Source organism: Aquimarina sp. AU474 (assembly GCF_900312815.1).
GTDB lineage: Bacteria > Bacteroidota > Bacteroidia > Flavobacteriales > Flavobacteriaceae > Aquimarina.
Map to the genome: position 1 here is coordinate 389,264 of NZ_OMPE01000007.1, position 24,373 is coordinate 413,636.

Annotated in this window: 26 protein-coding genes; 15 read left to right on the plus strand and 11 right to left on the minus strand. The window is 31.8% G+C overall.

All coding sequences use genetic code 11. From position 1 onward, the window contains the following. Window positions 1–6 precede the first annotated feature (6 nt). Entirely contained in the window at window positions 7–801 is a 795-nt protein-coding gene (locus tag DK508_RS08410) for an anti-sigma factor domain-containing protein (protein ID WP_109300299.1), read from the plus strand. 60 nt (window positions 802–861) lie between these two features. On the opposite strand, the gene DK508_RS08415 is transcribed toward DK508_RS08410, so the two are convergent. The 5 genes from DK508_RS08415 to DK508_RS21530 all read right to left on the minus strand — a co-directional run bounded on the left by DK508_RS08415 (window position 862) and on the right by DK508_RS21530 (window position 6,006). Continuing rightward, complete coding sequence (locus DK508_RS08415) at window positions 862–2,016, minus strand: hypothetical protein (RefSeq protein WP_160114610.1); 1,155 nt, start codon at window positions 2,014–2,016, stop codon at window positions 862–864. A gap of 224 nt (window positions 2,017–2,240) precedes the next feature. Beyond that, window positions 2,241–3,266, minus strand: a complete 1,026-nt coding sequence (locus DK508_RS08420) for a hypothetical protein (protein WP_160114611.1) — start codon at window positions 3,264–3,266, stop codon at window positions 2,241–2,243. Between the two features lie 17 nt (window positions 3,267–3,283). Continuing rightward, window positions 3,284–4,573, minus strand: coding sequence for a hypothetical protein (locus DK508_RS08425; RefSeq protein ID WP_160114612.1), 1,290 nt, complete (start codon window positions 4,571–4,573; stop codon window positions 3,284–3,286). 115 nt (window positions 4,574–4,688) lie between these two features. Continuing rightward, a complete protein-coding gene (locus DK508_RS21525) occupies window positions 4,689–5,297 on the minus strand; it encodes a DUF4331 family protein (RefSeq protein WP_109300303.1) in 609 nt (202 codons plus the stop codon). Window positions 5,298–5,322: 25 nt separating this feature from the next. Beyond that, window positions 5,323–6,006: a DUF4331 family protein gene (locus DK508_RS21530; RefSeq protein ID WP_370443832.1), complete on the minus strand. Its 684-nt coding sequence runs from the start codon at window positions 6,004–6,006 to the stop codon at window positions 5,323–5,325. Between the two features lie 159 nt (window positions 6,007–6,165). Between DK508_RS21530 and DK508_RS08440 the strand changes: the two genes are divergently transcribed. Next, entirely contained in the window at window positions 6,166–7,350 is a 1,185-nt protein-coding gene (locus tag DK508_RS08440; RefSeq protein WP_109300304.1) for an LETM1-related biofilm-associated protein, read from the plus strand. Here DK508_RS08440 and DK508_RS08445 read toward each other — a convergent pair whose 3' ends face one another. Both DK508_RS08445 and DK508_RS08450 read right to left on the minus strand, forming a co-directional pair. Further along, complete coding sequence (locus tag DK508_RS08445) at window positions 7,351–7,980, minus strand: hypothetical protein (RefSeq protein WP_109300305.1); 630 nt, start codon at window positions 7,978–7,980, stop codon at window positions 7,351–7,353. Window positions 7,981–7,986: 6 nt separating this feature from the next. Next, window positions 7,987–8,481, minus strand: coding sequence for an RNA polymerase sigma factor (locus tag DK508_RS08450; protein ID WP_109300306.1), 495 nt, complete (start codon window positions 8,479–8,481; stop codon window positions 7,987–7,989). 177 nt (window positions 8,482–8,658) lie between these two features. Here DK508_RS08450 and DK508_RS08455 point away from each other — a divergent pair, with 177 nt between their 5' ends. The 3 genes from DK508_RS08455 to DK508_RS08465 all read left to right on the plus strand — a co-directional run bounded on the left by DK508_RS08455 (window position 8,659) and on the right by DK508_RS08465 (window position 12,441). Continuing rightward, window positions 8,659–9,057 carry a BLUF domain-containing protein gene (locus DK508_RS08455; protein WP_109300307.1) on the plus strand — a complete coding sequence of 133 codons (399 nt, stop codon included), beginning with the start codon at window positions 8,659–8,661 and terminating at the stop codon, window positions 9,055–9,057. 343 nt (window positions 9,058–9,400) lie between these two features. Beyond that, window positions 9,401–10,135: a LytTR family DNA-binding domain-containing protein gene (locus tag DK508_RS08460; protein WP_160114613.1), complete on the plus strand. Its 735-nt coding sequence runs from the start codon at window positions 9,401–9,403 to the stop codon at window positions 10,133–10,135. A 1,007-nt stretch (window positions 10,136–11,142) separates the two neighbouring features. Continuing rightward, window positions 11,143–12,441 carry an NAD(P)/FAD-dependent oxidoreductase gene (locus DK508_RS08465; protein WP_109300309.1) on the plus strand — a complete coding sequence of 433 codons (1,299 nt, stop codon included), beginning with the start codon at window positions 11,143–11,145 and terminating at the stop codon, window positions 12,439–12,441. On the opposite strand, the gene DK508_RS08470 is transcribed toward DK508_RS08465, so the two are convergent. Continuing rightward, the gene (locus DK508_RS08470; protein ID WP_109300310.1) at window positions 12,388–12,714 is read right to left on the minus strand and encodes a hypothetical protein; all 327 of its coding nucleotides are present in this window, start codon (window positions 12,712–12,714) and stop codon (window positions 12,388–12,390) included. The two genes, DK508_RS08465 and DK508_RS08470, sit on opposite strands and share 54 nt — an antisense overlap. A gap of 370 nt (window positions 12,715–13,084) precedes the next feature. Between DK508_RS08470 and DK508_RS08475 the strand changes: the two genes are divergently transcribed. The 10 genes from DK508_RS08475 (at window position 13,085) to DK508_RS08520 (ending at window position 20,369) form a co-directional block, all read left to right on the plus strand. Further along, entirely contained in the window at window positions 13,085–15,238 is a 2,154-nt protein-coding gene (locus DK508_RS08475) for a TonB-dependent receptor (protein ID WP_109300311.1), read from the plus strand. Window positions 15,239–15,268: 30 nt separating this feature from the next. Next, window positions 15,269–15,694: a DUF2141 domain-containing protein gene (locus DK508_RS08480; RefSeq protein WP_109300312.1), complete on the plus strand. Its 426-nt coding sequence runs from the start codon at window positions 15,269–15,271 to the stop codon at window positions 15,692–15,694. A gap of 96 nt (window positions 15,695–15,790) precedes the next feature. After that, entirely contained in the window at window positions 15,791–16,414 is a 624-nt protein-coding gene (locus DK508_RS08485; protein ID WP_109300313.1) for a hypothetical protein, read from the plus strand. Between the two features lie 19 nt (window positions 16,415–16,433). After that, window positions 16,434–17,801 carry a 2TM domain-containing protein gene (locus tag DK508_RS08490; RefSeq protein ID WP_109300314.1) on the plus strand — a complete coding sequence of 456 codons (1,368 nt, stop codon included), beginning with the start codon at window positions 16,434–16,436 and terminating at the stop codon, window positions 17,799–17,801. Next, window positions 17,794–18,120: a 2TM domain-containing protein gene (locus DK508_RS08495; protein ID WP_109300315.1), complete on the plus strand. Its 327-nt coding sequence runs from the start codon at window positions 17,794–17,796 to the stop codon at window positions 18,118–18,120. Before DK508_RS08490 ends, DK508_RS08495 begins: the two co-directional genes overlap by 8 nt. Window positions 18,121–18,130: 10 nt before the next feature. Next, on the plus strand, window positions 18,131–18,430 hold the full coding sequence (locus tag DK508_RS08500) for a 2TM domain-containing protein (RefSeq protein ID WP_109300316.1): 300 nt from the start codon (window positions 18,131–18,133) through the stop codon (window positions 18,428–18,430). Window positions 18,431–18,447: 17 nt separating this feature from the next. Then, on the plus strand, window positions 18,448–18,777 hold the full coding sequence (locus DK508_RS08505; RefSeq protein ID WP_109300317.1) for a 2TM domain-containing protein: 330 nt from the start codon (window positions 18,448–18,450) through the stop codon (window positions 18,775–18,777). A gap of 12 nt (window positions 18,778–18,789) precedes the next feature. Then, window positions 18,790–19,098 carry a 2TM domain-containing protein gene (locus tag DK508_RS08510; protein ID WP_109300318.1) on the plus strand — a complete coding sequence of 103 codons (309 nt, stop codon included), beginning with the start codon at window positions 18,790–18,792 and terminating at the stop codon, window positions 19,096–19,098. Window positions 19,099–19,136: 38 nt separating this feature from the next. Then, window positions 19,137–19,610, plus strand: a complete 474-nt coding sequence (locus DK508_RS08515) for a DUF2306 domain-containing protein (protein WP_109300319.1) — start codon at window positions 19,137–19,139, stop codon at window positions 19,608–19,610. A gap of 3 nt (window positions 19,611–19,613) precedes the next feature. Next, window positions 19,614–20,369, plus strand: a complete 756-nt coding sequence (locus tag DK508_RS08520; RefSeq protein WP_109300320.1) for a LytTR family DNA-binding domain-containing protein — start codon at window positions 19,614–19,616, stop codon at window positions 20,367–20,369. A gap of 146 nt (window positions 20,370–20,515) precedes the next feature. Here the strand turns inward: DK508_RS08520 and DK508_RS08525 are convergent, their stop codons facing one another. The 3 genes from DK508_RS08525 to DK508_RS08535 form a co-directional block, all read right to left on the minus strand. Further along, complete coding sequence (locus DK508_RS08525; RefSeq protein WP_160114614.1) at window positions 20,516–21,481, minus strand: endo-beta-N-acetylglucosaminidase H; 966 nt, start codon at window positions 21,479–21,481, stop codon at window positions 20,516–20,518. Window positions 21,482–21,761: 280 nt separating this feature from the next. After that, on the minus strand, window positions 21,762–23,135 hold the full coding sequence (locus DK508_RS08530; protein ID WP_109300322.1) for a beta-propeller fold lactonase family protein: 1,374 nt from the start codon (window positions 23,133–23,135) through the stop codon (window positions 21,762–21,764). Window positions 23,136–23,549: 414 nt separating this feature from the next. After that, complete coding sequence (locus tag DK508_RS08535; protein ID WP_109300323.1) at window positions 23,550–24,353, minus strand: 1-acyl-sn-glycerol-3-phosphate acyltransferase; 804 nt, start codon at window positions 24,351–24,353, stop codon at window positions 23,550–23,552. Between the last annotated feature and the right edge of the window lie 20 nt (window positions 24,354–24,373).

Here is a 24,373-nt window from a genome sequence, read left to right on the forward strand (position 1 = left end):
TAGTACATGGATATTAAAGCATACATAGCATCTGGTATTTTAGAACTTTATGTTTATGGTTCTCTTTCTGAAAAGGAGAATGCTGAAGTATACCTAGTACTACAAAAATACCCTGAAGCTATTGCCGAGGTAGAACGCATCGAAAAATCTCTACAACAATTATCCGGAGCTGTAGCGCCAGAAGATACTCATGATCTTTTTTCTAAAATTGAAAACAAAATACAAACTGATAGTGATCCTGTCATTCCTATTCATCGTAAACGTACTAATTGGACGACCTATATTGGGTGGGCTGCATCAATTGCTCTGCTAATTGGGTTATTTAATCAATTAAACAAGAACAGAGTATTAAGAGAAAAAATAGTCAAAAACCAAATAGAACAACAATTACTAGAAGGAAAAATTAATGTAGCAGAGGAAGATCTTAATACTGCTAAAACTATTTTGAGTGTTTTAAGAAATAAAGATATTCTTCAAATTCCTTTACAAGCACAACAAGTAGATCCAAATGCATACGCCGCTGTATACTGGGATAAAGAAAATGAAAAAACATATATTGATGTTGCTGGCTTACCAACCCCACCCCCAGGGAAAGTATATCAAGTATGGTCTCTAAAGTTAAGTCCTCTTACTCCAACAAGTTTAGGAACTTTAGATACATTTAATGAAAATGATCACAAAATCTTTTCTCTAGCCAATCCAAATGATTCTGAAGCTTTTGGAATTACTCTTGAGCCAGAAGGAGGAAGTGACTCCCCAACATTAGAAATGTTATACACTTTAGGTACGGTAACATCATAAAAAAAAGGAACTAAGAATTAAATCCTAGCTCCTTCAATATTTTATCTAAAGTAAATCTTCTTAGTTCGCCTCCGTAATTTGAGCTCCACTATTCATATAGATATTTGCTCCAGCAAGTCTATCTATTTCAAAACTAAAAGATGTAGTAGGCGTATCAAATTGCTCAGAATAGTTATTTGGTGTATTAAATCTACCCGTTCCATAACTAAAACTTAATTCACACATTTCATAACCCGCTTCTACCTGATACTTTATTTTTAGTTTAGTGTCACTTACAGCCGATACATTAATGTGACCAACTTCAGTACTACCAGAGATATCACATCCGTTAACATCGGTAATAAGCTCAATATCTACACCTGTTTCTCCACGACTATTTATAAAGGTATATGCTAAGAATGTATTAAATACATCATTCTCACAAAAACCACATTCTTCATGGAAACCATATGCCTGAACACACTCAGCTTCACATTTTTGCGTACAATATTCAAAAGATCTTACCCAATCTTGGTAGTAATAACATCCTGAATAGTAAGAATAGTTATAACGTTGTGTACGGCTTTTATTGTAAGCAAAAGCAGAATAAAAACAACTACTATTTTTATCATAAATTTTTGAATAAGCTACTATTTCAAAACAATCTAAGTTAATAGAAGATAATGGAATAACGTAAGTCGCTTTTTTAGATCCTCCGTAGTAATATGGAAAAGCTTTGAAGTTAAATTTACGAAGGTTTGGAAAACCATTAGAATAGAAAGGCACTTGCCCTTTTTCTCCAATATAAAGATATACTTTTTTCATATACCTAGATTTATTTGCTCTAAATGTTAGGTACAAGTTTTCATCGTCATTAGACACTTCTACTCTACCTACTCTTTTCTTGTAAGAACCAACCAATAAAGGCATGATTTTAGTTTCTCCACAAGCACGAGTTTTCACATCTTCCGAAGATAATTCTGAAGGCTTTAATAAAGTATAATCATAGTTCCAGTATGTTTTTCCTTCGAATTCTTCTGGAGCATTTTCTTCTTCCGTTTCTCCGCCTTCGGCTTTTGATAATCCCATGGAACCATCATTTTCTACAAAATCAGATTCTGCAATCGCTTCTATTGGATCTGCAGTAAGTTCATTTTCTTCATCTTTGCTACAAGAAGCAAAAACTAATAATAATGCAATAAATGAATAACGTAATACTAAGTAATTTTTTTTCATATTAATGAATTGGTTAAAGTTGATAATTTTCTCCCCTGAGTAAACAAAATTATAAAAAAACAATGGTTTAAAAACGGTAATACATTGTAAAACCGACGTAAGTAAAATAAACTCGACTATCTTCATGATTACCCAAAAACCAACTAAAGTTTGTAAGGCAAAAAAAGCCCGTCTGCGCCCCTGCAGACAAGCTTTTTAAACATCAAAAAAAACAAAAATCAATCTTAAAAATTATAGGTCACAGATGCTCCAAAAAAAAGAGTATCATCTGGCACAAAATAATTCCCTTTTTCTGTTTCTAGATCACTTGCCAATCGCAAAGCTGTTGCAAACTCTGGTTCATACCAAGTATCATTAAAAATATTCTGTATTCCTATTTCTAACCTAAAATTGGATAATTCATAATTAACACCAATATCACCAACCATACTACTTTTATTCATATCATTTTGATACGAATATCTATACCCAAAAGTCCCAGAAACATTCTTTGACAAAATAACTTCTAAAACTCCTTCATTACTCAACTCCAAATTGTTATTTGCACCGTTTTGATCATAGGCATATGTAAGATTTGATCTTACTATTAAATCATCAGTTAACTTATATTCTGTTTCTAAATCTACTCCTACTCTTTCACTCTTGCTATCTGAATTGACTATTCCTTCATCATCTACATAAATAAAACTCTTACTTAGATTAAAACTCCATAAAGAAGTTGCAATAGAAAGTTTTGAATTTGGTGTCCAAGTCAAGCCAACATCTAATCCATATGCTTTGGGTAATTTTGCTCTATCATCTGTAAGTTGCTCTATTTGACCCCTATTATTATATCCTATCCTACCATTAAAAAAAAGGTGAACCTTATTGTTAATCATATATGCACTTTTAAATCCCAAAGTCCATACATTTTTATAGTTAGATTGTTCAATATGATCTTCAAAATACTGCAAGTAATCTATTCTAAAATGACTACTCAATTTGAAGTAATCATTCTCAAAAGTTTTATAAAAAGATCCAGAAATATTTGTATCATATTCAAAGAAAACCCCTGTAGGTAAATCATTTTGATCCACTGTTAATATTTCTGAGTAATAAGAATAGTTGTGAATACTGGCATAAACAATCGGATCTTTTTCTTCGTACAATTCTTGTGAAATATGACTAAAGAACTCATATTCCTTTTCGAGAAACTGTGCATTTACGATACCACTACATAGTAATAATATATTTAGACAAAAAGACTTCATAAACAACACTTTTACGCTTATAGACTTTTAATCTCCTGATAAGTAACTGGTCCCAATTCATAGGCGCTTTCTAATAGCTCTTCTTTTAAACCTGTTACTCTTTCGGCTAATTCATTTGATTTAAAGATCTGTGCCATATGCAAATGTGCTGTAGGTTCAAAAGTTTGATCTACCACATAAGTATTAGCAATATGAAGAGCTTCTTTATATGACCCTTTTAAGTTTAATATATATGCCTTGAGATCATAGGATTGTGGAGTTGGTCTATTAGCAATTTCTTTTTCTGCTATTTGTAAGGCTTTATCATAATCTTGATATTCTTCGGCTAGTAATAATGCATTGTGCACATTATACATTTCCCCATATCTTTTGTCCTTAACAGATTCAAGGTATCCTTCTATATTCGTTCTTTTTGCTTTTTTATTATCCTGAAAACCTACGATCTCGGCTTTAAACAAAAAGTAATCTGGACTTTGATACGTTTTCAAAACCTTATTGATAATCCGTAAGGCTTCTTCAGAATTCTTTTCATGCGAATACGCAATCCATGCGATTCCTTTTTTTGCGTATGCATTAGAAGGATCTATTTGTAACGCCTTCAAATAATGCTCGTACGAATCCTGAATCCTTCCTGCATGCCCATAATAATCAGCAAGATTGGTATACGACCATAGCATTAATCCAACCTTTTTACTTTGTTCTGCTATTATTTTCGCCTTTTCCATATTTCGTATAGTAGCATCCAGATTACCTTTGTAATCATTCCATTTAGCCAATCGAATTAAAAAATTATAATTATTTTGATCTGCAATTTCATTAAGGTACTCCTCTGCTTTTTGATATTCCCCTAACTCCATAGATACATCAAATAGTACCATTTTTGCACTTATATCAGGGTTCAAGACATAAGCTCCAAAAGCTATATTTTTGGCTTCTTTAAATCGATGCTGAGAAATGTAATTTTGAGCCAATGTTAACAGATATCCTTCTTTCTTAATAGCGGCAATATCCACTGTTTTGGTAAGTAATTGTTCGGCTTTCTTTACATTCGAAATATCCCCATTTACTCGAAATAGTAATGAATACTCCTGAGCTGCATTGGCCATCGCCATAATTTGAAGACTATCTTCTTTTATTTTTTTGTTCCAAAACTGTAATCTTAAATTAGAGTTTTGCAAAGTTGTATTTTCATTAGTGTCGAGATATACATTATAATCCTTAGGATTTATAATATCGCTCTTTTCCCTATTGCACGAAGTAATGATCAACCCGATCATTAAAACACATATTATATTACTTATTTTCATTTGTTTATTTTGTTTTTTTATATGATTCTATTCTGAACTTGTTGAAGTTTTTGATCATAGAACCAGTTGGACTACAACAAGCTCAGGATAAATATTTAACACTTACAACTACATATTAGCTATGAGGTACTTCTAAATATGGAAATACATTAAGAGGAGTTTCTCCAGCATTGCTAACACCATCAGTTACCAGAATCGGTAAATCAGGTGTACCATCATTATCAAGATCTTGTCCGTTAAATCGATCTCCGTTTTCACCACCAAATATTAATATTAATGAAACATCGATCACATCATCTGTCAACGTTCTACCAGTTAATACATTAGTACCATCAAAATAAGTAGTGGGCGCATTAGGAGCCACTTGCAATACATCTGATGCCAGGATAGTAGTTAATGTAGGCGCATCTAATCCTAAAATATTAGTCTCATAAGTGGTTCCAAAAGCATCATGTAATGCTACAGCTTGATCTAAAAATAATGGCTGGAATGTTGCTCCTTGTTCTGATGGAATAGTAACATTAAAATTATTTTTAATCTCCGAAGTTCCACTTAGCACTGTATTAATCCCAGGTCGTCCCATTTGATCTTGTTGTGCAAAAGTTCCTGAAAAATCTATCGAAGGCACTACTGGTCCTACTCCTTCGTCATCATTATTGCAGCTTACTAGTCCTATTGTTAGAAATAAAGATGCTACTATATGTTTTATATTATTAAATTTCATAATGTCTGTTTTTGAAAATTTTTAATTATTGTTTTCTTTTTGCTTCTACCCAGGTGTTGAACACCTCTACTCCCGTTCCTGCTGGATGACTAAATGTTCCTCCTAAGAAAGAATTCGGAACCTCTATTACTATTGAAAGTACATTTGTACCATCAAAATCGTCATTTCCAGGGTTATTAAATCCGTTCGGAGCCATTCCTCCTATCACTGCATTAAACTGAGTGAAATCAAAAAAGAATGGATCTTCTCTTAATCCAGCGAAATATGAAATTCCGTTCGAAGAAGAAGTAATTGCAGCTGGTCCTGTACTGATTTCTACCTGGCCCAAATACTGTGCTTCTTCATTAATAACACTATTCAAACCAGTTTGAGAAGGTGCATATGGCCCAAAAAAATACATGATACCATTTCTTGGTATTGCCTGAATAATAAGATCTTCTACCAAATCTCCATCATTATCAATATTAACCTCTACCAATACATTTTCGTCAAAAGTTGCCGAATCTCCAGCCGGAGCTAAAGAACTCTGCACATTGGCTACAAAGACTGTATTGTCTTGATTTGCTCCCTCAAAAGCATAAAAATCAGTTATATCTGCAGTAGTACCCATTACTGCGGGTGCATCCAAATGATCAGCCGCCATAAGCACGGCCCCTATAGAAAGCAGCCCTCCGATAATAAATAAGTTTGTTTTTTTAATACTGTACATTTTTTTAATTTTAAAAGTTTACATCCATACATACGAGGCTAATGTTATTCCGGTTTTCTTTGATTTGTTAAAAATTTGTTAAACAAAATCATAGACTTCATAACGTATACGTTACCTATAGAAAAAAATAAAACTAACTTTGTATTAAACCTGTAACCAATGAATCCTTCAACTTCTGGTTGGATAGAAAAATTTCTTAGGGATTTAGATAATAATCCCAGTTTGGCGCAATGGTCAATGGATGAACTGTACTCTGACCTTAGAAAAGTGGGGTTTATTTATGGTACTTCTATAAGTACCATTATTTCTAATGATTCGGATATTACTCACTCTGAAGAAGAAAAAACGAAAATCAATTTACTTACTGGGTTGGTTATTACTTATTATGATACTATCGAAAATGCCAACAAAAAAGACTGTATCGAAGCATTATTGCAGTATTACGACTTTTTAGATACTAAAAAATCTATTTTTTCTTTTGGCAATGTGTTGACCACTAATAAAACCGAAAAGTTAGAAAAGATCATTCATGCCCGTATTCAAACAAATGAATCTATTTTCAAGAAAAACTTTAGTCATCTATTAACCAATGCATTATTATTTATAGATGTACTAGCTTTTGATTATTACCTCATTCATGACAAAAATCCCTTTAAATATGCGGCAAAATTAGAGGAGACATTAACAAACACTGTTTTTCTAGCCTTAAATTCTAAAGAAAAACAGGATGATTATGATCAACTTTTGGTAAAACTATTTGCTTCATCTGTACGTTATACCAATATTTCGACAGAAGAAGAAGCCAGTTTTGATTTTATCGATTTTGACAGCTATACTGATGAAATTGAAAAAAGATATATTTTGGACCTCACTAGTTTAGCCGTTTGGAATGATCAAAAACTAGATAAAGGAGAGCAAATTTTTATGACAGCTCTTGGAGCCGAATTAGAATTAAAAAATGATACTGTTAAGGAATCAATAGATCTGGTTCAAAAGTTCATTAATGAGCATAAAGAGGATATTGCTTTTTTCAATTATTCTCACCCTGCTTTGCATTTTTATCAGCAAACTTCGAGAACAGTTAGCGTATTGGTATTAAGAAACAAAAAACGTTTGATCAAAGAAATCACCGAAAGTAAAGAACTTATGATACTGCTTGGACAATCGGCTGTAAGAGATCTATCTAAAGATGAAAAGCAACAAGTAAAACAACAACTATTAGATATCTGTAAAACAATACCATCACTTGCCATTTTTATCCTGCCGGGAGGAAGTTTATTACTCCCTTTATTAGTGAAATTTATCCCGCAGCTTTTACCTTCAGCTTTTAATGAGAATAAATAATTACACTTCTAACTTTTCTAACTCGGTATAGTTTCTTTTTAATCTACGCGTTAGGATACCATAGATTAGTCTATAAAATAAAGCTATAAAACCTACAAAAACCAATCCAGATAGTATTGCAGAAATAACAATTACCTTAATAGGAACAGCCTCTAGGTCCCCTTGCTGTTGGTAAAATGTTGTAAAAAATGCTAAATATGTTATTAGAGAGACCAATGTTACCATAAAGAAACCAATATTGAACCAAACATAATACTTTACTGTCTTTCTAGTTTTCAATATATTTTTCATCAACACTTTGGCAGAATCTGTTGTTTGAATTTTTTTATAATTCAAATAAAATCTCACGATAAAAAACACTATAATCGAATAATAAAGAACTGATAATATAACTGTAATACTTTTTATATTAGCTTCTTCAAGTACTTCTTCTCCTGCAAAGCCATTTAATCTTAAGGCAATATCCAAAAATATCCAAAGAGCAAACTCTAATAAACTTATAATGAAAATCCATTTTACCATTGATGAAGATTTTTTCAAAATCATCTGGTAAATCTCGTTGTACGATAGCTTTGGAAGCCCCTCATTTTGCTTCTTCCAATCCTGCTTTAATAATTCTAATTCATCCATATGGGGTCAGGGATTTAATATTTTTTTCAATTTTGTCTTAACTCGATTCATTTTTACCCTTGCATTTACTTCACTTATACCCATTGTATCTGCAATTTCTCTATAGGACTTATCTTCGAGATATAAAAAAACTAATGCTTTTTCGATATCATTTAATTGTTTTACCGCTGTGTACATCAATTTAAGTTGCTGCTCCACCTCATCATCATATTCCTCGGCTTTTATCTTAAAATTCATAGTATCAAGATCCGAAGTCTTAATACTTCTTTTAGATTTACGATATAAAGTAATGGCAGTATTTAAAGCCACTCTATACATCCAGGTACTAAACTTAGCATCTCCTCTAAACTTAGGATAAGCTTTCCAAAGCTGAATAGTTATTTCTTGAAACAAATCATTATGGGCATCCTGATTACTTGTATAAATACGGCACACCTTGTGCACAATATTCTGATTTTGCTCAAGATTCGTTACAAAACTATGTTCTAATTCTTTATTCACTTCGGTCAGTTACATCTTATAGGTAGTCAAGAAAGCATTTCTGTTACAATCTAATAAAAAAGTTTTATAACTTTTCCTTCAAATGACCTGAAAATTAAATGGTTGCAGCAGAACATTTGTTCTTTATATCTGTTATATTTGAGTATAATTTTATGTACCCCTCATTTCTAAAACGATATGATAAAATTTGCTCTTTACATTAGTAATGTTTCAATTGGTCTATCAAATATTGAATTTAATGACCTGATTATTGCAGCTCGACGTTATAATAAAACACACAAAATTTCAGGTATTTTATTACGTATTGATGAGATTTTTTTGCAGTATATAGAAGGGCCAGAAAAAAGCATAGATATACTTTATCAAAAAATAATAAAAGATCATAGACATACTTCTATAAAATTATTAGAAACAGGGAAAATTGAATCAAGAAAATATGAAAATTGGGAAATGCTTTTAAAGAAAACCTCTTTAAAAGAAATAAACCAAATTTTAAAAAAAAATACAATAGAAGCACACAAAAATAGTATTGATCATAACATGGCAAGACTTATCCTTGAAGAATTTATATCTTAACTAGAAAAATCATATCTCTGCTAAAATTGATGTCATGAGTAGTTTATTATCGTATTGTTATTTAAAAAAATAAATATTAAACAACCGCCTGATAATTTATTTGATCTTGATGAATTATTAATCACACTTTTTTCTTACATTTAATTGTTTGCTTGTAACTAAGCAAATAATTATTAAAGAGTACTGCCCCTTATTCTTATGAATATACCTCCGCTCTTCAGTAGTAGTAGTAGTAGTAGTACGATGTCACCTTTTTAGTCTTGATGCAGCATCCAAACACATTGTTATGACTTCTCTTTTATAGGGATTAATGCATTTTTATGTAATCATTAAACTCGATAAAATGAGATGTTTTCTAATTGGAAGCGATAAAAATTTACTTGATAAAATTGAGGAGTTTTTACAAACTCATTTCTTTTATATAACAGCTTGTGAAAAATCTGATTCTTACCTTAAAACTGAAGAAATACTAAAAAAAACGAAACCAGATGTAATCATAGTAGATATTGCTGTAGGTATAGATGATTTAGCAAATTTCTTAAAAATAGTGAAGAAAAATGTTATTGACTGCATATTTATTATACCCCAATGCCCGCTTACTATTGATTTTCTTGAACAAAACAAACTATCCTATTTAATAAAACCCATAGATTACACTCAACTACGATTTTGCATCAATACAGCCTATGTTAATCGATCCAGAGCTATAGAATTGCAGAAAGTATTAACCAATATACAAAGAACAACTCCAAAAAAAAGAATAGCCGTACCTCAAGAAAAGCAGATACAAATGATTCCTACTCAGGATATTCTATACATAGAGGCAGATATAAATTATTCCCACATTCACATAATCGATAAAAAATCTATGTGTGTTTCTAAAACACTAAAAAGCTTTGAGCAACTATTAATCAATAACAAAGAGTTCTATAGAATACATCAATCCTATATTATTAACTTAAATTATATCAATACTATTATTAAAACGAAACTACCGCAGGTTTTAATGACAAATGGAGATATTCTTACTGTCTCTAGATCGAAAAAAACAAATTTTCTAAAACTCATACTTCAATAAAAAGAATAAAACCATTATCAAAAATGATAACGGTTTTACTACTCAATCGAACTCAAAAATAAATCACACACAATCGTTGTACTGTTTATCAATGCCATTGATATTAATAGCTTTTCTTATAAAGTATAAGAACTCAATATTTCAGATTGATTTTTTTAACTAAAACATGTACAACATTATCCTGAGTTCCAAAACTCATATTCCAATTTTAATAATGTCCTAACTCGTTACTATAATCACTGTAGTTAATGACAGTATAACAAGAAATATAACATATCCATCCATCCTTTTCATGATTAATTACTTTTATGATTATCTGGTATTCTTTAAGGTTATAAAGTTGACACATATCAACCCCTACTCTTATAACAAACTACCTATTTTGCATAAACCATTGTAATACCAATAGTATATTGTAGTTTATAATTATCTATTCTGATGTATCTGTATACAGCGGTGCGTTAGTCGTTGCTAATACATCCGTTTCAAGTGCGGTTAATACCGAAGCAATAAGATAGTATGATTTTTTTCATAATAAAACATTTTAGGTTTGACAAGTTTCTAGATTTGGACTTAATCTTATTTCATTATGACGAAGTAAAAAAGAACTTTTAATTTCTTTTTGAGGCTGCGATAAATACGTTAAGATTTCGCTAATACTAAGTTGAATATTAATATCATTTTTACAAAAAGTAAATTATTATCTGGTTGTTTTACTCTATTTTTTAAGTAATTACAATTATTATATTGCTTTTTTTAAGCTTTAGCAAGATCTCTTTAAGTATCATAAATACATTATAACCATAATATAAGTATGGTATAACAGTATTAATATTTGTTTTTTAATAAAGACTTCTTGTATTTGTATCAACAAAGCAGAAAAACATTACTCGAAAACCATAAAATTATGATTATGATAATTCTTCAAAATCATTAAATGATTCTTCAAAAAAATAGGAAATCTATCATTTTAAGAGTTTATCTTTGTGCAACAACTAGAATACATTATGAATATTCCTTTCACTAATTTGCCACGATTAGTTATTATTGGCGGTGGTTTTGCTGGAGTCGCTTTAGCAAGAAAAATATTAAAAGAAGATGTCCAATTAGTTCTATTAGATCGGCATAATTATCATACATTTCAACCCTTATTATATCAGGTTTCAACTTCTTCCTTAGAACCTGATTCTATAGCTTATCCTCTTCGAAAAATTGTGAAAAAAGCAAAAAATACTTTTTTCAGAATGGCAGAGGTAACATCTATAGATGCAGATGCCAAAAAAGTACATACAAATATTGGTGATGTCTCTTTTGATTATTTGGTTATTGCTACAGGTGCTAGAACAAACTTTTTTGGAAACACCACTATAGAGAATAATGCAATGCGGATGAAAAACTTACCGCAAGCTCTAAATCTGCGAAGTTTAATGCTCGAAAATCTTGAGCAAGCTGTTATAACTACAGATCTGGACAAAAGAAAAGAGTTATTAAATTTCGTTTTGGCAGGTGCTGGCCCTACCGGAGTCGAATTAGCAGGAGGAATCGCAGAGTTAAAACTAAATGTTCTGCCCAAGGATTATCCCGACATGGATTTTAGCGAGATGGAAATTCATTTAATCGAAGGAGCTCCTAGAGTACTTCCTCCTATGAGTGAGCATGCCTCAGAAAAAGCAACCAAATTTTTACAAAGATTAGGTGTTCATATTCATTTAAATACCCAAGTAAAAAACTATGAAGATAATATCGTAACTACAAATACCGATTTAACTATAAAAACTGCTACTTTTATATGGTCTGCAGGGGTTACAGGAGCACCAGTCTCGGGAATTAATGCAGCCTCTTTAATTCCAAGAGCAAATCGTTATAAGGTAAATGAATATAACCAGATCGAAGGTTACAAGGATATTTTTGCTATTGGAGATATTTCAGTTATGGAAACTAAAACATATCCCAAAGGACATCCTATGGTTGCGCAACCTGCCATACAACAGGGTAAGCACTTGGCGAAAAACTTAAAATTACATCTCAAAGGTAAAACCATGGTTCCTTTTCAATATTTTGATAAAGGATCAATGGCAACAATAGGAAGAAATAAAGCAGTAGTAGATATTGGTAAATTTAAATTTGGAGGATTCTTTGCCTGGTTTGTATGGATGTTTATCCACTTATGGTTTTTAGTAGGTTTTAGAAATCGTTTTGTTACTTTTTTTAATTGGACATATAATTACATCAATTATGATAAAGCGGCACGTCTAATCGTACGTCCTTTTAAGAATAAAGAGGAAAACAAAATAGAACGTGTGTAAACAAAAACTATTTACCAACTTAGATTTTTTAGTAAAACTACCATAAACTGATTCGTCAAGTTGTAATATATACTTTTCTTCAGAAATTCTTTCTCCAGTATCAGTAATTACAAATCTTTTCCCATTCAAGAACTCCGATTCAGCATTAAAGTCAAGTTCACTAATCTGTTCTTCGATTGCTACATCATCAATAGCTTCTTTGGTGTCACAAGACTCTATAAAAACAGAGAGAATTAATAGTAGTATGAAATAAATAGGTTTTAAGGTTTTCATATTTTTAATTTAAATTCATTTACCTACTTTATATTAGGATTTTCGGTTACCTCCATTTTTAATCAATAACCCAAAGGAACCTGCAAATACCCAGTCACTTATTCTTTTCTACGTTTAAGTTCTAAAATGTATGTAATGGTATTGTTTTAATTAAAATTCAAATCAATAAGATAATTAAGTATTGGCAGACTAATGGTTATTTAGTACATAATGAAGATGTATAAATATTAAATCCCCTCTTAGTTTCTAATGTTATTTTTCAAAAGGTATCAATCCATTCCATTTTTTCTACAGTTCGGTAAGGTTTTGTTTTAATTTCTTAATTGATCAGGCATTTTTGACTTATCAATCAACAAATACATATAAAAAAATGAGATCAATACTAACCTTAATCTTTCTTTCTGTTTTATTTTCTACGCACGCTCAAACGGATATTACGGGAACGGTAACAGACCCATCGGGCATCCCTATCCAGGGTGCTAACATATATTTAGAAGGTACCTATGACGGTGCTTCATCAGATGAGAATGGATCCTTTTCTTTTACATCTTCAGAAACAGGGCAACAAAATTTGGTAGTATCATTTTTATCCTTCGAAACCTATAGTCTAATCCAAGATGTAACGTCAATGACTGATTTAAAAATTGTGCTAAAAGAAGATGTAAACTCATTAGATAGCGTAGTACTAAACGCTGGAACTTTTTCGGCAGGAGATAATAGTAAAGCTTCTGTTTTAACTCCGTTAGATATAGTAACCACAGCCGGGGCAGATGGGGACTTTATTGGAGCTTTACAAACATTACCCGGTACATCAAACAATGAAGAAGATGGAAGGCTTTTTGTTCGTGGTGGAGATGCCAATGAAACCAATATTTATATCGATGGTTTACGAGTTTTTCAACCGTTTGCCGCTACAACCAATAATCTTCCAACTAGAGGTAGATTCTCTTCGTTTCTTTTTAAGGGTACCAATTTTTCAACCGGGGGATACTCTGCAGAATATGGAGATGCATTATCTAGTGTTTTACAATTAAATACTATTGATGAACCTGATCAAGAAAAAACCGAACTTCAATTTATTAATGTCGGATTAGGAGGTGGAAACACTCAAAAATGGGGTAAGAATTCTTTAAGTCTAAACGCTTTTTATCTTAATCTAAAGCCTTATCAAGAAATTATATCACAACGTGTAGAATGGATCAAACCTTACGAATCATTATCGGGTGAAGCTGTGTATCGTCACAAATTTAATAACGGACTTTTAAAAGTTTATGGAGGACTTAGTTATTCTAACTTCGAATTTATCCAGGAGGATATTAATGTACCCGAAGGAGTAAATTTTGGTTTAAAAAATCGGAACTTATATGTAAACACATCGTATAAAGGGACTCTCGGTAATGATTGGAGCATAGCCTCTGGTATTAGTTATGCAAATGATTATAACAACATTGATATCATTAATACGGATGTGAACGATCGCGAAAACAGTTTTCACCTTAAACTAAAGTTAAGAAAGAGGTTTAGTAATAGAGTTAAATTAAATTTTGGGGCAGAACAATTTATCAATACTTTCTCTGAAGATGTAGAGGTTTCAGATGTCGATACAATTAAAACGAATTACGACAATAACAGTACAGCTGTCTTTACAGAAGCAAATGTGTTTTTTAGTAAAAAACTTGCTATGCAAGTAGGTCTTAGAGGAGTACATAACAGTTTATTAGATTATACCAAAGTATCTCCTAGAGTGTCTCTAGCCTATAAAACTTCGTCTAAATCGCAAATATCGCTTGCCTATGGAGATTTTTATCAAGCCCCTCAACAAAACGTATTAAAATTTAACTCCACTCTAGATCCCGAAAAATCATCACATTACATTCTAAACTATTTATATCAAAACAATGGACGAACCTTTAGAGCTGAAGGTTACTATAAATCTTATGAAAGCTTAATCAAATTTGATACAGAAATCCCCGAATTTGACAGTGTATTTAACAATAATGGCGATGGATACGCAACTGGTATTGATATATTCTGGAGAGATAATAAATCAATAAAAAATCTTGAATATTGGATTAGTTATTCATACTTAAACACCGAAAGAGATTACAGAAATTATCCAAATAGAGCTACTCCTAATTTTGCAGCAGAACACAACTTGTCTCTAGTTACTAAATACTGGATTAGGGATTGGAAATCTCTATTAAGTACCACCTATAATTTTGGTTCAGGGAGACCATATAACGATCCAAACGAAAGTGTTTTTCAAAATCAAAAAACAAGAACGTTTAATTCTCTCAACTTTAGTTGGGCATATCTAATTAGCCAACAAAAGATTTTGTACTTCTCTGTTTCAAACGTATTAGGTTTTGATAATGTTTTTAATTATCAGTATGCCAATACTCCGGATGTTTCGGGAAATTTTGCAAGAAGACCGATTAGGCCAAATGCAGATCGATTCTTTATCGTTGGTTTCTTTTGGACTATTAGTGATGATAAGAAAGATAACCAATTAGACAATCTATAAAATCAATAATAAATTCTAAATAAAAGACATATGAAAACTAAACATTACATCGTGCTCGTCTTTGCTCTAGTACTTTCAATAACCAGTACTGCTCAAAACACATTGCAAAGTATTGAAGTTACCATTACCAATGTACAAACAGATGAAGGAACTATTATGATCGGACTTTATAATGCAGAAAGTAATTTTTTAAACAAACCCTATAAATCAATATCAATCAAGGCCAATAAAGGACCCTTAAAAGCCAGTTTTAAAAATATTCTCGAAGGAGAATATGCTATTTCATTATATCATGATCAAAATAACAACAATGAATTGGATACCAATTTTTTTGGGATCCCCAAAGAACCATATGGTACTAGCAATAATGCAAAAGGAAGGTTTGGTCCTCCTAAATGGGTAGATGCTAAATTTTTAGTTTCAAAAAAGACCGTAATACAATCGATTAGCCTCTAATACATTTTATCCATAAAAAACGACACTTCGGTATTCTTTAATTTCAAAACTATGTAAAACGAAGGATCTTTATACTATAAATAAACAACATACATCATGAGAACAATAATCATATTACTTACATTTTTTGCAATTAATACTATACATGCTCAAAATGCTTATGAAAAAGGAATGAAAAAAGCTTTTGAGTTATGGGAAACTAAAAAACCGGATGAAGCCATCAACCTTTTTGAACGTATTGCTAAAGCCGAAAAAGAAAATTGGTTGCCATATTACTATGCCGCGCAAGTACATATCATTACAACCTTTGGGATAAAAGATGCTGAAGAGATTGAATCACGATTAAAAAAAGCACAAGATTTTTTAAATGAATCCAAAACGTTTTCAAAAGAAAATGCCGAAATTTTGATCATGGAGGCTATGTTAAACACTGCATATGTAGCTTATAATCCTTCGGTTTATGGTCCTACACTTTCAGGTAAAGTCGAAGAGTTATATAGAACAGCAAAAACATATGAACCCGAAAATCCTAGAGCTACATTATATCATGCCGAATGGAAAATGGGGGGTGCCAAATTCTGGGGTAAAGATCCTAAGTCTTTTTGTCCTGAGGTAGAAAAAGCTATCTTGTACTTTGAAAAAGAACCAGAAAAAAAGGTTCCTTTTTATCCACAATGGGGTAAGAATCAAATAAAAAGGATTCAACAAAATTGCAAGTAATAAAGTAAGATCCAAACACATGAAAGACGGAGGTATTCTAAAAATAGCAAAAATCAGTTTCATCATTGCAATTGTCATAGAGGTAATTGATGTCCTGTTCAATTTGGATACTCCCATGACCTGGAAAGGGGAGTTAGAAGATAGTATTATACACTTCGCCTTCGCTTTTCCCTTGGCCGCAGTAAATTCTTATTTCTTTAGATTTTTAGGAATATTATATACTTGGGAAAAACAACCGCAGAAAAGATTATGGTTTGGAGCGATTGGATCCATTATTTTAACCATGATTACTTTAGCACTAATACGCACCGTACTAGTTGTAGGTTACTATGGTAAACCTCTAGAGAAATTTATACAGGAAGAAAGGCTAAGCTATTATATGGTAGGCTTTATTATAACGCTAATATTTACATTGTTTTTTCATGCATTCTATTTTTATAAAGAGCTTCAGAAACAAAAAATTACTGAGCAAAAAATAATTGCAGGAACCGCTTCGGCAAAATTCGCAGCTTTAAAAAATCAATTGGATCCTCATTTCTTATTTAATAGTTTAAATGTATTAACGTCTTTGATTGAAGAAAACCCAAAAATGGCTCAGAAGTTTACGACTTCATTATCTAAGGTTTATCGATATGTTTTGGAGCAAAAAGATAAAGAGTTAGTTACGGTAGATGAAGAATTAAACTTTGCAAGAACATATATGACCCTGGTACAATTACGCTTTGAGGATAGTATCGTATTTGATATTCCTGAAAATGCTTCAAATCCCGAAGCCCGAGTGGTACCATTATCGTTACAAATCTTGCTAGAAAATACTATAAAACACAATGTAGTAATGTCTTCAAAACCTTTACATATTAAAATCTATGAAAAAGGTGGGTTTTTAATCGTAGAGAATAATCTACAACCCAAAGAAGTAATTAAACAAAGTAGCGGTGTAGGGCTAGGAAATGTGCAACAGAGATATGCTTTATTAACCAAAAGAAAATTCTCGGTGTATAAAACGGAGAACGCCTTTATAGCGGAGCTTCCAATATTAACCAAAAAAATAAAATTCGCTGATATGCAAGCATCACAAACATTAGAAAATATAGAACATACTAAAAGTCTTAAATACGAACGTGCAAAGGAACAAGTAAAGAAGATTAAAGAATTTTACGGTAACCTTTCAGCTTACTGTATAGTAATTCCATTTTTAGCATTTATAAATTATAATACCACTGGATTTGCTTTACCATGGGTTATCTTCCCAATAGCTGGATGGGGAATTGGTATTGTTTTTCATTATATGGAAGCCTTTGATCACCATTTAATATTTGGTAAAGGATGGGAGAAAAGGAAAATAAAAAAATATATGGACGCATCAAAAAGAAAACGTTATGACTGATTTTAATACAGAACAAGCATATAAACAAGCTAAACTAAGATTAAAAGAAGAAAGAGTTTTTTATGTACATGTTGGAGTATATATTACAATTAATATAGCTTTCATTATCTTTTTTTTGACATCAAAACAATATCTAGATAATTGGTCATTTTGGTGGCTAAGCGCACTTAGACCCTTCTTATGGGGTATAGGGATATTATGTCACGGCCTTTGGACATTTAGGAGAAATATTAAATGGCTTAAAAACACAATATATAGTAAACGCTGGGAAGAGCATAAGATTACAGAAATTATGAATGACGACGATTTAAAACTTTAAAACTACCACAATGGATAATCTTGAACAACAGCGCTATGAAAAAGCAAAGAAACGAGTAGAAAATGAAAAAGGGTTCTACGGCCATTTAACGGTGTATTTAATTATCAATATTGCTTTACTTCTTATTAATGCAGATGTTTTAGATAATGGTATAAGTTCATTATTGAGATGGGAACTATACATTACTCCGGTAGCATGGGGAATTGGTGTTTTCGCTCATGGTATGTCTGTATTTGGTAAACGTATTTTTTTTAATAGACAATGGGAACAACGAAAGATTAAAGAACTTATGGATAAGGATGATTTCTAAAATCAAAATTCATTACAATGAAAGAAATTGAAGAACAAAAAGTTTTTGACGAAGCAAAAAAAAGAGTAGAAAATGAAAAAGGTTTTCACACTCATTTGATTGTATATGTCCTATTAAATATTGTCATTATATTTTTTAAACACAAAATTTTAATATTCATTAATGCAGATCCAAACGATAAAGATTTTTTTGAATTCTGGTGGTTAGGTAACGTGTTAACTCCAATTTTATGGGGAATAGGATTGTTATTTCATTGGTTGTGGGCATTCAAAAAAACGTTCCTATTTAATGACAAATGGGAAAAGAAAAAAATAGAGAGACTAGTAGAAGAAGACGAAGAAATTTAAAAAATAATCATCATGAAAAATTTTGAAGAACAAAAAAGATATGAACGTGCAAAAGACCGTGTAGAAGAATTAAAAAAATTCTATAATAACCTGATATCATATATCATTGTGATAGGATTTCTAGCAGGATTGAATTATTATCAAAACGAATGGAGATATGCATGGTTTTTATGGGCAGCTTTTGGCTGGGGAATCGGTATCGCATTTCACGCAGCTAAAGCCTACCGTATAAACCCAATATTTGATAAAGATTGGGAAGAACGTAAGATTAGAAAATATATGGACGAAGAGCAAGATGATCAAAAACAATTGTGGGAATAAATAACGAATCAATTTCAATACTATAAATAAGATTAATAATGATTCATAGTACCATAGGCCTTATTCATACTATTTTTGCGATTATTTCATTAATCACAGGAACATATGTTATTTTAACCACAAAGGGTACTAAAACCCATGTAAACGTTGGATACATTTATGTTGTTTCGATGTTAATTATGAATTTAACAGGCTTTGGGATTTATCATCTCTTTGGAGGTTTTGGTATTTTTCATATTATGATTCTTATAAGTCTCTTTGCCCTAGTTTGTGGGATGTACCCAGCGTTATATAGAAAAAAGGTAAAAAATTGGTACATACAACATTTAAAAGTTATGAGTTGGAGTATTGTAGGTTTGTATGCTGCTTTTGTATCTGAAATGTCTGCTCGCATTGTTCCCGCTCCTTATGGCATTTGGTTTTTAGGGTTCGGAACAGCAGTTGTTTGCATAAGTGGATCAATTTTAATTAAAAGAAAAATAAAAAAAGAACTAAATTTAAGATACAGTTAAATTATGAATGTTATTATTATAGAAGATGAAAAACCAGCAGCTAGGCGATTAAACAGAATGCTAAACGACCTTGATATTGAGGTGAATACTATGTTACATTCTGTACAAGAATCTATCGATTGGTTTAGTAATAACGAACATCCCGATCTTATCTTTTTAGACATTCAATTAAGTGATGGGTTGTCTTTCGAAATTTTTGATACCATTACTATAAAAAGCTCTATTATATTTACTACAGCATATGACGAGTATGCGCTTAAAGCTTTCAAATTAAATAGTATCGATTATCTATTAAAACCAATAGATGATGATGAACTTGAAACAGCAATTACCAAATACAAAGAACAAGTACCTACTAAGAAACAAATCCAAATAGACTTTGATGATATCAAAAAACTCTTAGTAAACCCAATGGATCGAACATACAAGAAACGTTTTACTACAAAAGTTGGGCAACACCTCAAAATATTTGCGGTAGAAGATATTGAGTGTTTTTATTCTGAAAACAAAGGAACATACTTACACACTACAGATAATCGCAATTACTTAATAGACAACACATTAGAATCATTAGAAGATGAATTAAACCCTCAACAATTTTTTAGAGTAAGTAGAAAATTCTATATCAATATCAATGCAATTAAAGATATTATATCCTATACAAACTCTAGGTTACAAGTAAAATTAAATCACTTTAATGAACAAGAAATTATTGTGGCTAGGGAACGTGTTAAAGATTTTAAGGAATGGCTAGAATAATCAATTACGCAAGTAAACTTTGAAAAAAGAAAAGAACCCAAGAGATGTACTCCTGGGCTCTTTAAAGAAAGTAATAACTATAAGCATTTAACAAAATCACTGATATAACAACAATTTTATTTTATAAATAATAATTGCGTTTTCAATTAATTTTTTAGTGTACCGGTTAATTTGGTTTTTTTACCATATAAACCTTGAGATATCCCGTTAAGATAACTTTCGCGATTTACCCCGTCTAAATTATACATTACAAAAGCTCCGTAACGATCATTTTTTGTTCTTTGGGCAAAACTTCGAGCTGTAGAAGCCGCCGTTCGGGTAACATCTACAGCAGCAGCAGCTAGTTTTCCTTTTCCCAGCCCAGGAACTGAAATATTAGTATAAGAACCATAAAACGGTTGAAAAGCATAATCCAAAAATTGACCAGCTCTTTTACCACCAGAAGTCATTTGACTTGTAGACTCTCCTATGCGATAGTAAGTAATTATTTTATTACTTGGCATGGCTGCCCTTAATTCTTGCAATAACCAAATAAATGATCTGCTATTTATTGCTGGTCTCCCACCAATAGTACCATACTTTGCGAACTCATCATCCAAATCTACTCCATCAAGACCATTGTTTCTAACGACGTTAGCTACTTGTCTGGCAAATTTTCTAGCCATATTACGAGAAGGGAAATTTGCAATACCTACGGCCTGATGATTTCCTAAAATAGAAAGAAGTACTTTAATACCTTTTCTTTGCAAAGGTTTAATGGTGGTATTTTTATTTCTTAATACTCGTTTCACATTTTCATTCATAGATAATACATGTGTTCTTGAAGCATTTTTATAATTAACATTAGCTGCAAAAATTACAGCGATATCAATCATTGGTTTTCCATTAGGTAATGTATAAGCGGCCGCATTTTCCATGGCATTATCATTTACCTCGATATACATAACCGATGCTGGGGTTTTTAAACCATGTGCCTTAGCATTTACCTCAGTCGCATCTTCGGTTAGGTTAAGTTCTTCTTCATTAATATCATCTTTTGAACATGATACCATTAAGAGCATGGTAAGAAAAGTGAATACTCCTACCCTAAATTTGTTAAATTGTGTGTACATTATATTTAATTTAAAGGTTAATAATAACATCAAGATATTTAATGACATTTTACTTCCCTAAAAAAAAAGCTGAACGACTGTACCATACAGTCGAATGTTAAATAAAGTACTTCAAAATCAAAATTTTGACTCTAAAAACAAAAAAGAAATTCTACAATGAGATGTTTGATTTATCCAAAAAACAATGAAGACATAATAAAATAAAAAAACAATGCCAGGAGTACAAAATGACTCCTGGCATGTAAAGGAAAAGCAATGTGTAAAAAAACACTCCTTTGATTTAAATAGCTACTATTCCTTGAGTGTTAGTATCAGGAAGATTTCCTGATTCTTCACCAATAAACTCTAAGGACGCGCCATTTACTCTATATATCCCAATAGTACCATCTAATCCGTATAGTTGATATAAAAATTGTCCGTCATCACTAATCCACATATCAATCCAGCCATCTGTACGAGCAAATGCATCTGGACCATTGTCTGCTCCACCAGTACCTGTACCAGACGCAGCAGTTTGATTTATAAGCTCTACAGCTCCGTTATTAAAACTAAAAGAAGCGAGACCCGCTTCAATAGCATTAGACACAAAGAATGTATTACCATCTGCCGAAAAATCTAACCAACATGCTGTTCTTCCCGTATTATTTTCACCAGATCTAACGTCTAATGTTATAGGAGTTAAACTACCATCTCCTTGGATTTGCCATGTAGATACAGAACCATCTTGCAATGCGGGAAAAGCCGGAGGTGTTCCATCGGGTTGAAATTCTCTCGCTTCTGTTACTACCACATAATTGTTTCCTACTATCTGAAAACCAATTGCCGATGGAAGATTTCTTCCTTCGGTATTTCCTCGTAAGGTAGATGTAGCACCACTTAATTGATTTGTAGATAATGTTCCATCTGTATTTACGGAATACACTACTATTTCGTCTTCACTTCCTGAAGCTAAAGCAGCAGCCCCAGAGTTAATTGACGCCACCACTAACCAGTTACCATCAGGTGAAAACTGTAATGCAGATGGTCTATTAGATAAATTTCTTGTAGATCCTGCTATTGGAGATAATGATCCGTCATTTAATAACCAAAAACCGGTTACAGTACCTTGTTGTTCTGGTTCTCCTCCTGCCAAAAACTCCTGACGTGTAATATTAGAAACATAAACGATTCCTTTTACTCCATCTGTATCACGTTCTGAATATGCTATACTATTTGGCCCCACAGCTCCTGTTGATTGAGATGAACCTGCGATTTCTAGAGAAAAATCATCTAATATATTAAATGAAGTAATGGTATTACTTCCTGCATTTACTGCAAGTAAATTTTGATTATCATCTGTCTTTGTAAGTGCGTAAGCAGAAATAAGAGGGTCTAAACCTTCTCCCCCATCATAATCTCCACCATTTCCTCCTGTAAGTATAGGGCCTATCGGAGTTAAACTACCATCTTCACTCCTTCCATAGGCTATAATTGTATTTGGTCCTTGTACATTGGTACCAGTGATTTGCCCATCACCATTGGTCATAGCGTATACTGCCCCTACAAAATCTGTAGGTTCACCTCCACCTGGTAAGGTATCGTCATCGTCACTGCAGGATGCAACTATCAGGGATATAGCCAAAAGTGCAAATACGTTAAATTTTAAATTTTTCATCTTTTTTGAGTTTTATAAATTAATGTTAACCTAGCATCAATAGCAATTATGCTTATTAGATACTTTACACATTTATAAATTCGGCCGAATATGATGTGAGGATCAAGAAAAAAAGTGTGTTGCCATATACTTTTCTCGACTACCAGTTGGTACGGAGGTAGTTTTTTTACTTACAAGAGGAAAAAAATATTGTAACTATAAGCTTTATTAAAGAATAATCAAAAAACATGATTAAACCACTGTAAAACAGTTTTTTAGCTTCAATAAAGTCATAAAAAAACAGAGTTGTGATTATCCTAACAATCTTGTTTTTTATAAAAAAATTAACAAAACAGTAAGATAACTATAACAGTTCTAGTGCATAGTGAATGTTAGATAGCTAACAAAAAGAGAGGCCCAAAAACAAGCGATATACTAGTATTCCCAGCGTCTTTTTTTGTTTAACTCTTCTTCAGCTTCCAACTCTTCTTGAGGTATCACTTTAAGGAAAGATTGATGTTGTTCTATTGCATATTCTAATTTACCTACAATATCATCTATCGAATCATTTTCATAATCAATATCCAAAGGTTCTTTAATAACCATTGATTGTAGTATTCCTCGCTTTTTGATTCGTATTCCTTTTTTATCAAAAGACCTTCTGAATCCATCAATAACAATAGGAATAACAATAGGTTTGTATTGTCTAATAATATGTGCGGTTCCTTTTCGAATAGGCTTAAACGGTTTTGTTGTTCCTTGAGGAAAAGTAATTACCCAACCATCTTCTAGGGCTCTTTTGATATTTGTAATATCACTCAATTTTACTTGTCGATTGACATCCTTACCCTTTTCTCTCCAAGTACGTTCTACAGTAATAGCTCCGGCATAAGCCAAAACTCTTGCTAGTAAACCAGCTCTCATAGTTTCTTTTGCAGCAACATAATATAGATTAAGTTTCGGTTTCCATAAATATCCAATGTTCTTTATAGAATCTGTACGACCACTTAAACTAGCATTAAAAACATGAAACATGGCGACTACATCTGCAAAATAAGTTTGATGATTAGAAACAAATAATACGTTATTATCAGGAAGGTCTTTAAATATCTCACTCCCTTCTATTTGAAGCTCATTAAAACCACGATAACGTCTATGAGTCATGGCTCCCATAATGCGAATGAGCCAGGTTTTTAAAAACAATATATGACCAAATGGATTTCTTTTAAATAATCCCATATGTAGAAAACAGGTTGTAT

Excerpts from the sequence above, each read along its gene's own strand:
- DK508_RS08410 (WP_109300299.1), top strand. The coding sequence starts at position 7 with ATGGATATTAAAGCATACATAGCATCTGGTATTTTAGAACTTTATGTT.
- DK508_RS08415 (WP_160114610.1), bottom strand. The coding sequence starts at position 2,016 with ATGAAAAAAAATTACTTAGTATTACGTTATTCATTTATTGCATTATTA.
- DK508_RS08420 (WP_160114611.1), bottom strand. The coding sequence starts at position 3,266 with ATGAAGTCTTTTTGTCTAAATATATTATTACTATGTAGTGGTATCGTA.
- DK508_RS08425 (WP_160114612.1), bottom strand. The coding sequence starts at position 4,573 with ATGAAAATAAGTAATATAATATGTGTTTTAATGATCGGGTTGATCATT.
- DK508_RS21525 (WP_109300303.1), bottom strand. The coding sequence starts at position 5,297 with ATGAAATTTAATAATATAAAACATATAGTAGCATCTTTATTTCTAACA.
- DK508_RS21530 (WP_370443832.1), bottom strand. The coding sequence starts at position 6,006 with ATGTACAGTATTAAAAAAACAAACTTATTTATTATCGGAGGGCTGCTT.
- DK508_RS08440 (WP_109300304.1), top strand. The coding sequence starts at position 6,166 with ATGAATCCTTCAACTTCTGGTTGGATAGAAAAATTTCTTAGGGATTTA.
- DK508_RS08445 (WP_109300305.1), bottom strand. The coding sequence starts at position 7,980 with ATGGATGAATTAGAATTATTAAAGCAGGATTGGAAGAAGCAAAATGAG.
- DK508_RS08455 (WP_109300307.1), top strand. The coding sequence starts at position 8,659 with ATGATAAAATTTGCTCTTTACATTAGTAATGTTTCAATTGGTCTATCA.
- DK508_RS08460 (WP_160114613.1), top strand. The coding sequence starts at position 9,401 with ATGAGATGTTTTCTAATTGGAAGCGATAAAAATTTACTTGATAAAATT.
- DK508_RS08465 (WP_109300309.1), top strand. The coding sequence starts at position 11,143 with ATGAATATTCCTTTCACTAATTTGCCACGATTAGTTATTATTGGCGGT.
- DK508_RS08470 (WP_109300310.1), bottom strand. The coding sequence starts at position 12,714 with ATGAAAACCTTAAAACCTATTTATTTCATACTACTATTAATTCTCTCT.
- DK508_RS08475 (WP_109300311.1), top strand. The coding sequence starts at position 13,085 with ATGAGATCAATACTAACCTTAATCTTTCTTTCTGTTTTATTTTCTACG.
- DK508_RS08480 (WP_109300312.1), top strand. The coding sequence starts at position 15,269 with ATGAAAACTAAACATTACATCGTGCTCGTCTTTGCTCTAGTACTTTCA.
- DK508_RS08485 (WP_109300313.1), top strand. The coding sequence starts at position 15,791 with ATGAGAACAATAATCATATTACTTACATTTTTTGCAATTAATACTATA.
- DK508_RS08490 (WP_109300314.1), top strand. The coding sequence starts at position 16,434 with ATGAAAGACGGAGGTATTCTAAAAATAGCAAAAATCAGTTTCATCATT.
- DK508_RS08495 (WP_109300315.1), top strand. The coding sequence starts at position 17,794 with ATGACTGATTTTAATACAGAACAAGCATATAAACAAGCTAAACTAAGA.
- DK508_RS08500 (WP_109300316.1), top strand. The coding sequence starts at position 18,131 with ATGGATAATCTTGAACAACAGCGCTATGAAAAAGCAAAGAAACGAGTA.
- DK508_RS08505 (WP_109300317.1), top strand. The coding sequence starts at position 18,448 with ATGAAAGAAATTGAAGAACAAAAAGTTTTTGACGAAGCAAAAAAAAGA.
- DK508_RS08510 (WP_109300318.1), top strand. The coding sequence starts at position 18,790 with ATGAAAAATTTTGAAGAACAAAAAAGATATGAACGTGCAAAAGACCGT.
- DK508_RS08515 (WP_109300319.1), top strand. The coding sequence starts at position 19,137 with ATGATTCATAGTACCATAGGCCTTATTCATACTATTTTTGCGATTATT.
- DK508_RS08520 (WP_109300320.1), top strand. The coding sequence starts at position 19,614 with ATGAATGTTATTATTATAGAAGATGAAAAACCAGCAGCTAGGCGATTA.
- DK508_RS08525 (WP_160114614.1), bottom strand. The coding sequence starts at position 21,481 with ATGTACACACAATTTAACAAATTTAGGGTAGGAGTATTCACTTTTCTT.
- DK508_RS08530 (WP_109300322.1), bottom strand. The coding sequence starts at position 23,135 with ATGAAAAATTTAAAATTTAACGTATTTGCACTTTTGGCTATATCCCTG.
- DK508_RS08535 (WP_109300323.1), bottom strand. The coding sequence starts at position 24,353 with ATGGGATTATTTAAAAGAAATCCATTTGGTCATATATTGTTTTTAAAA.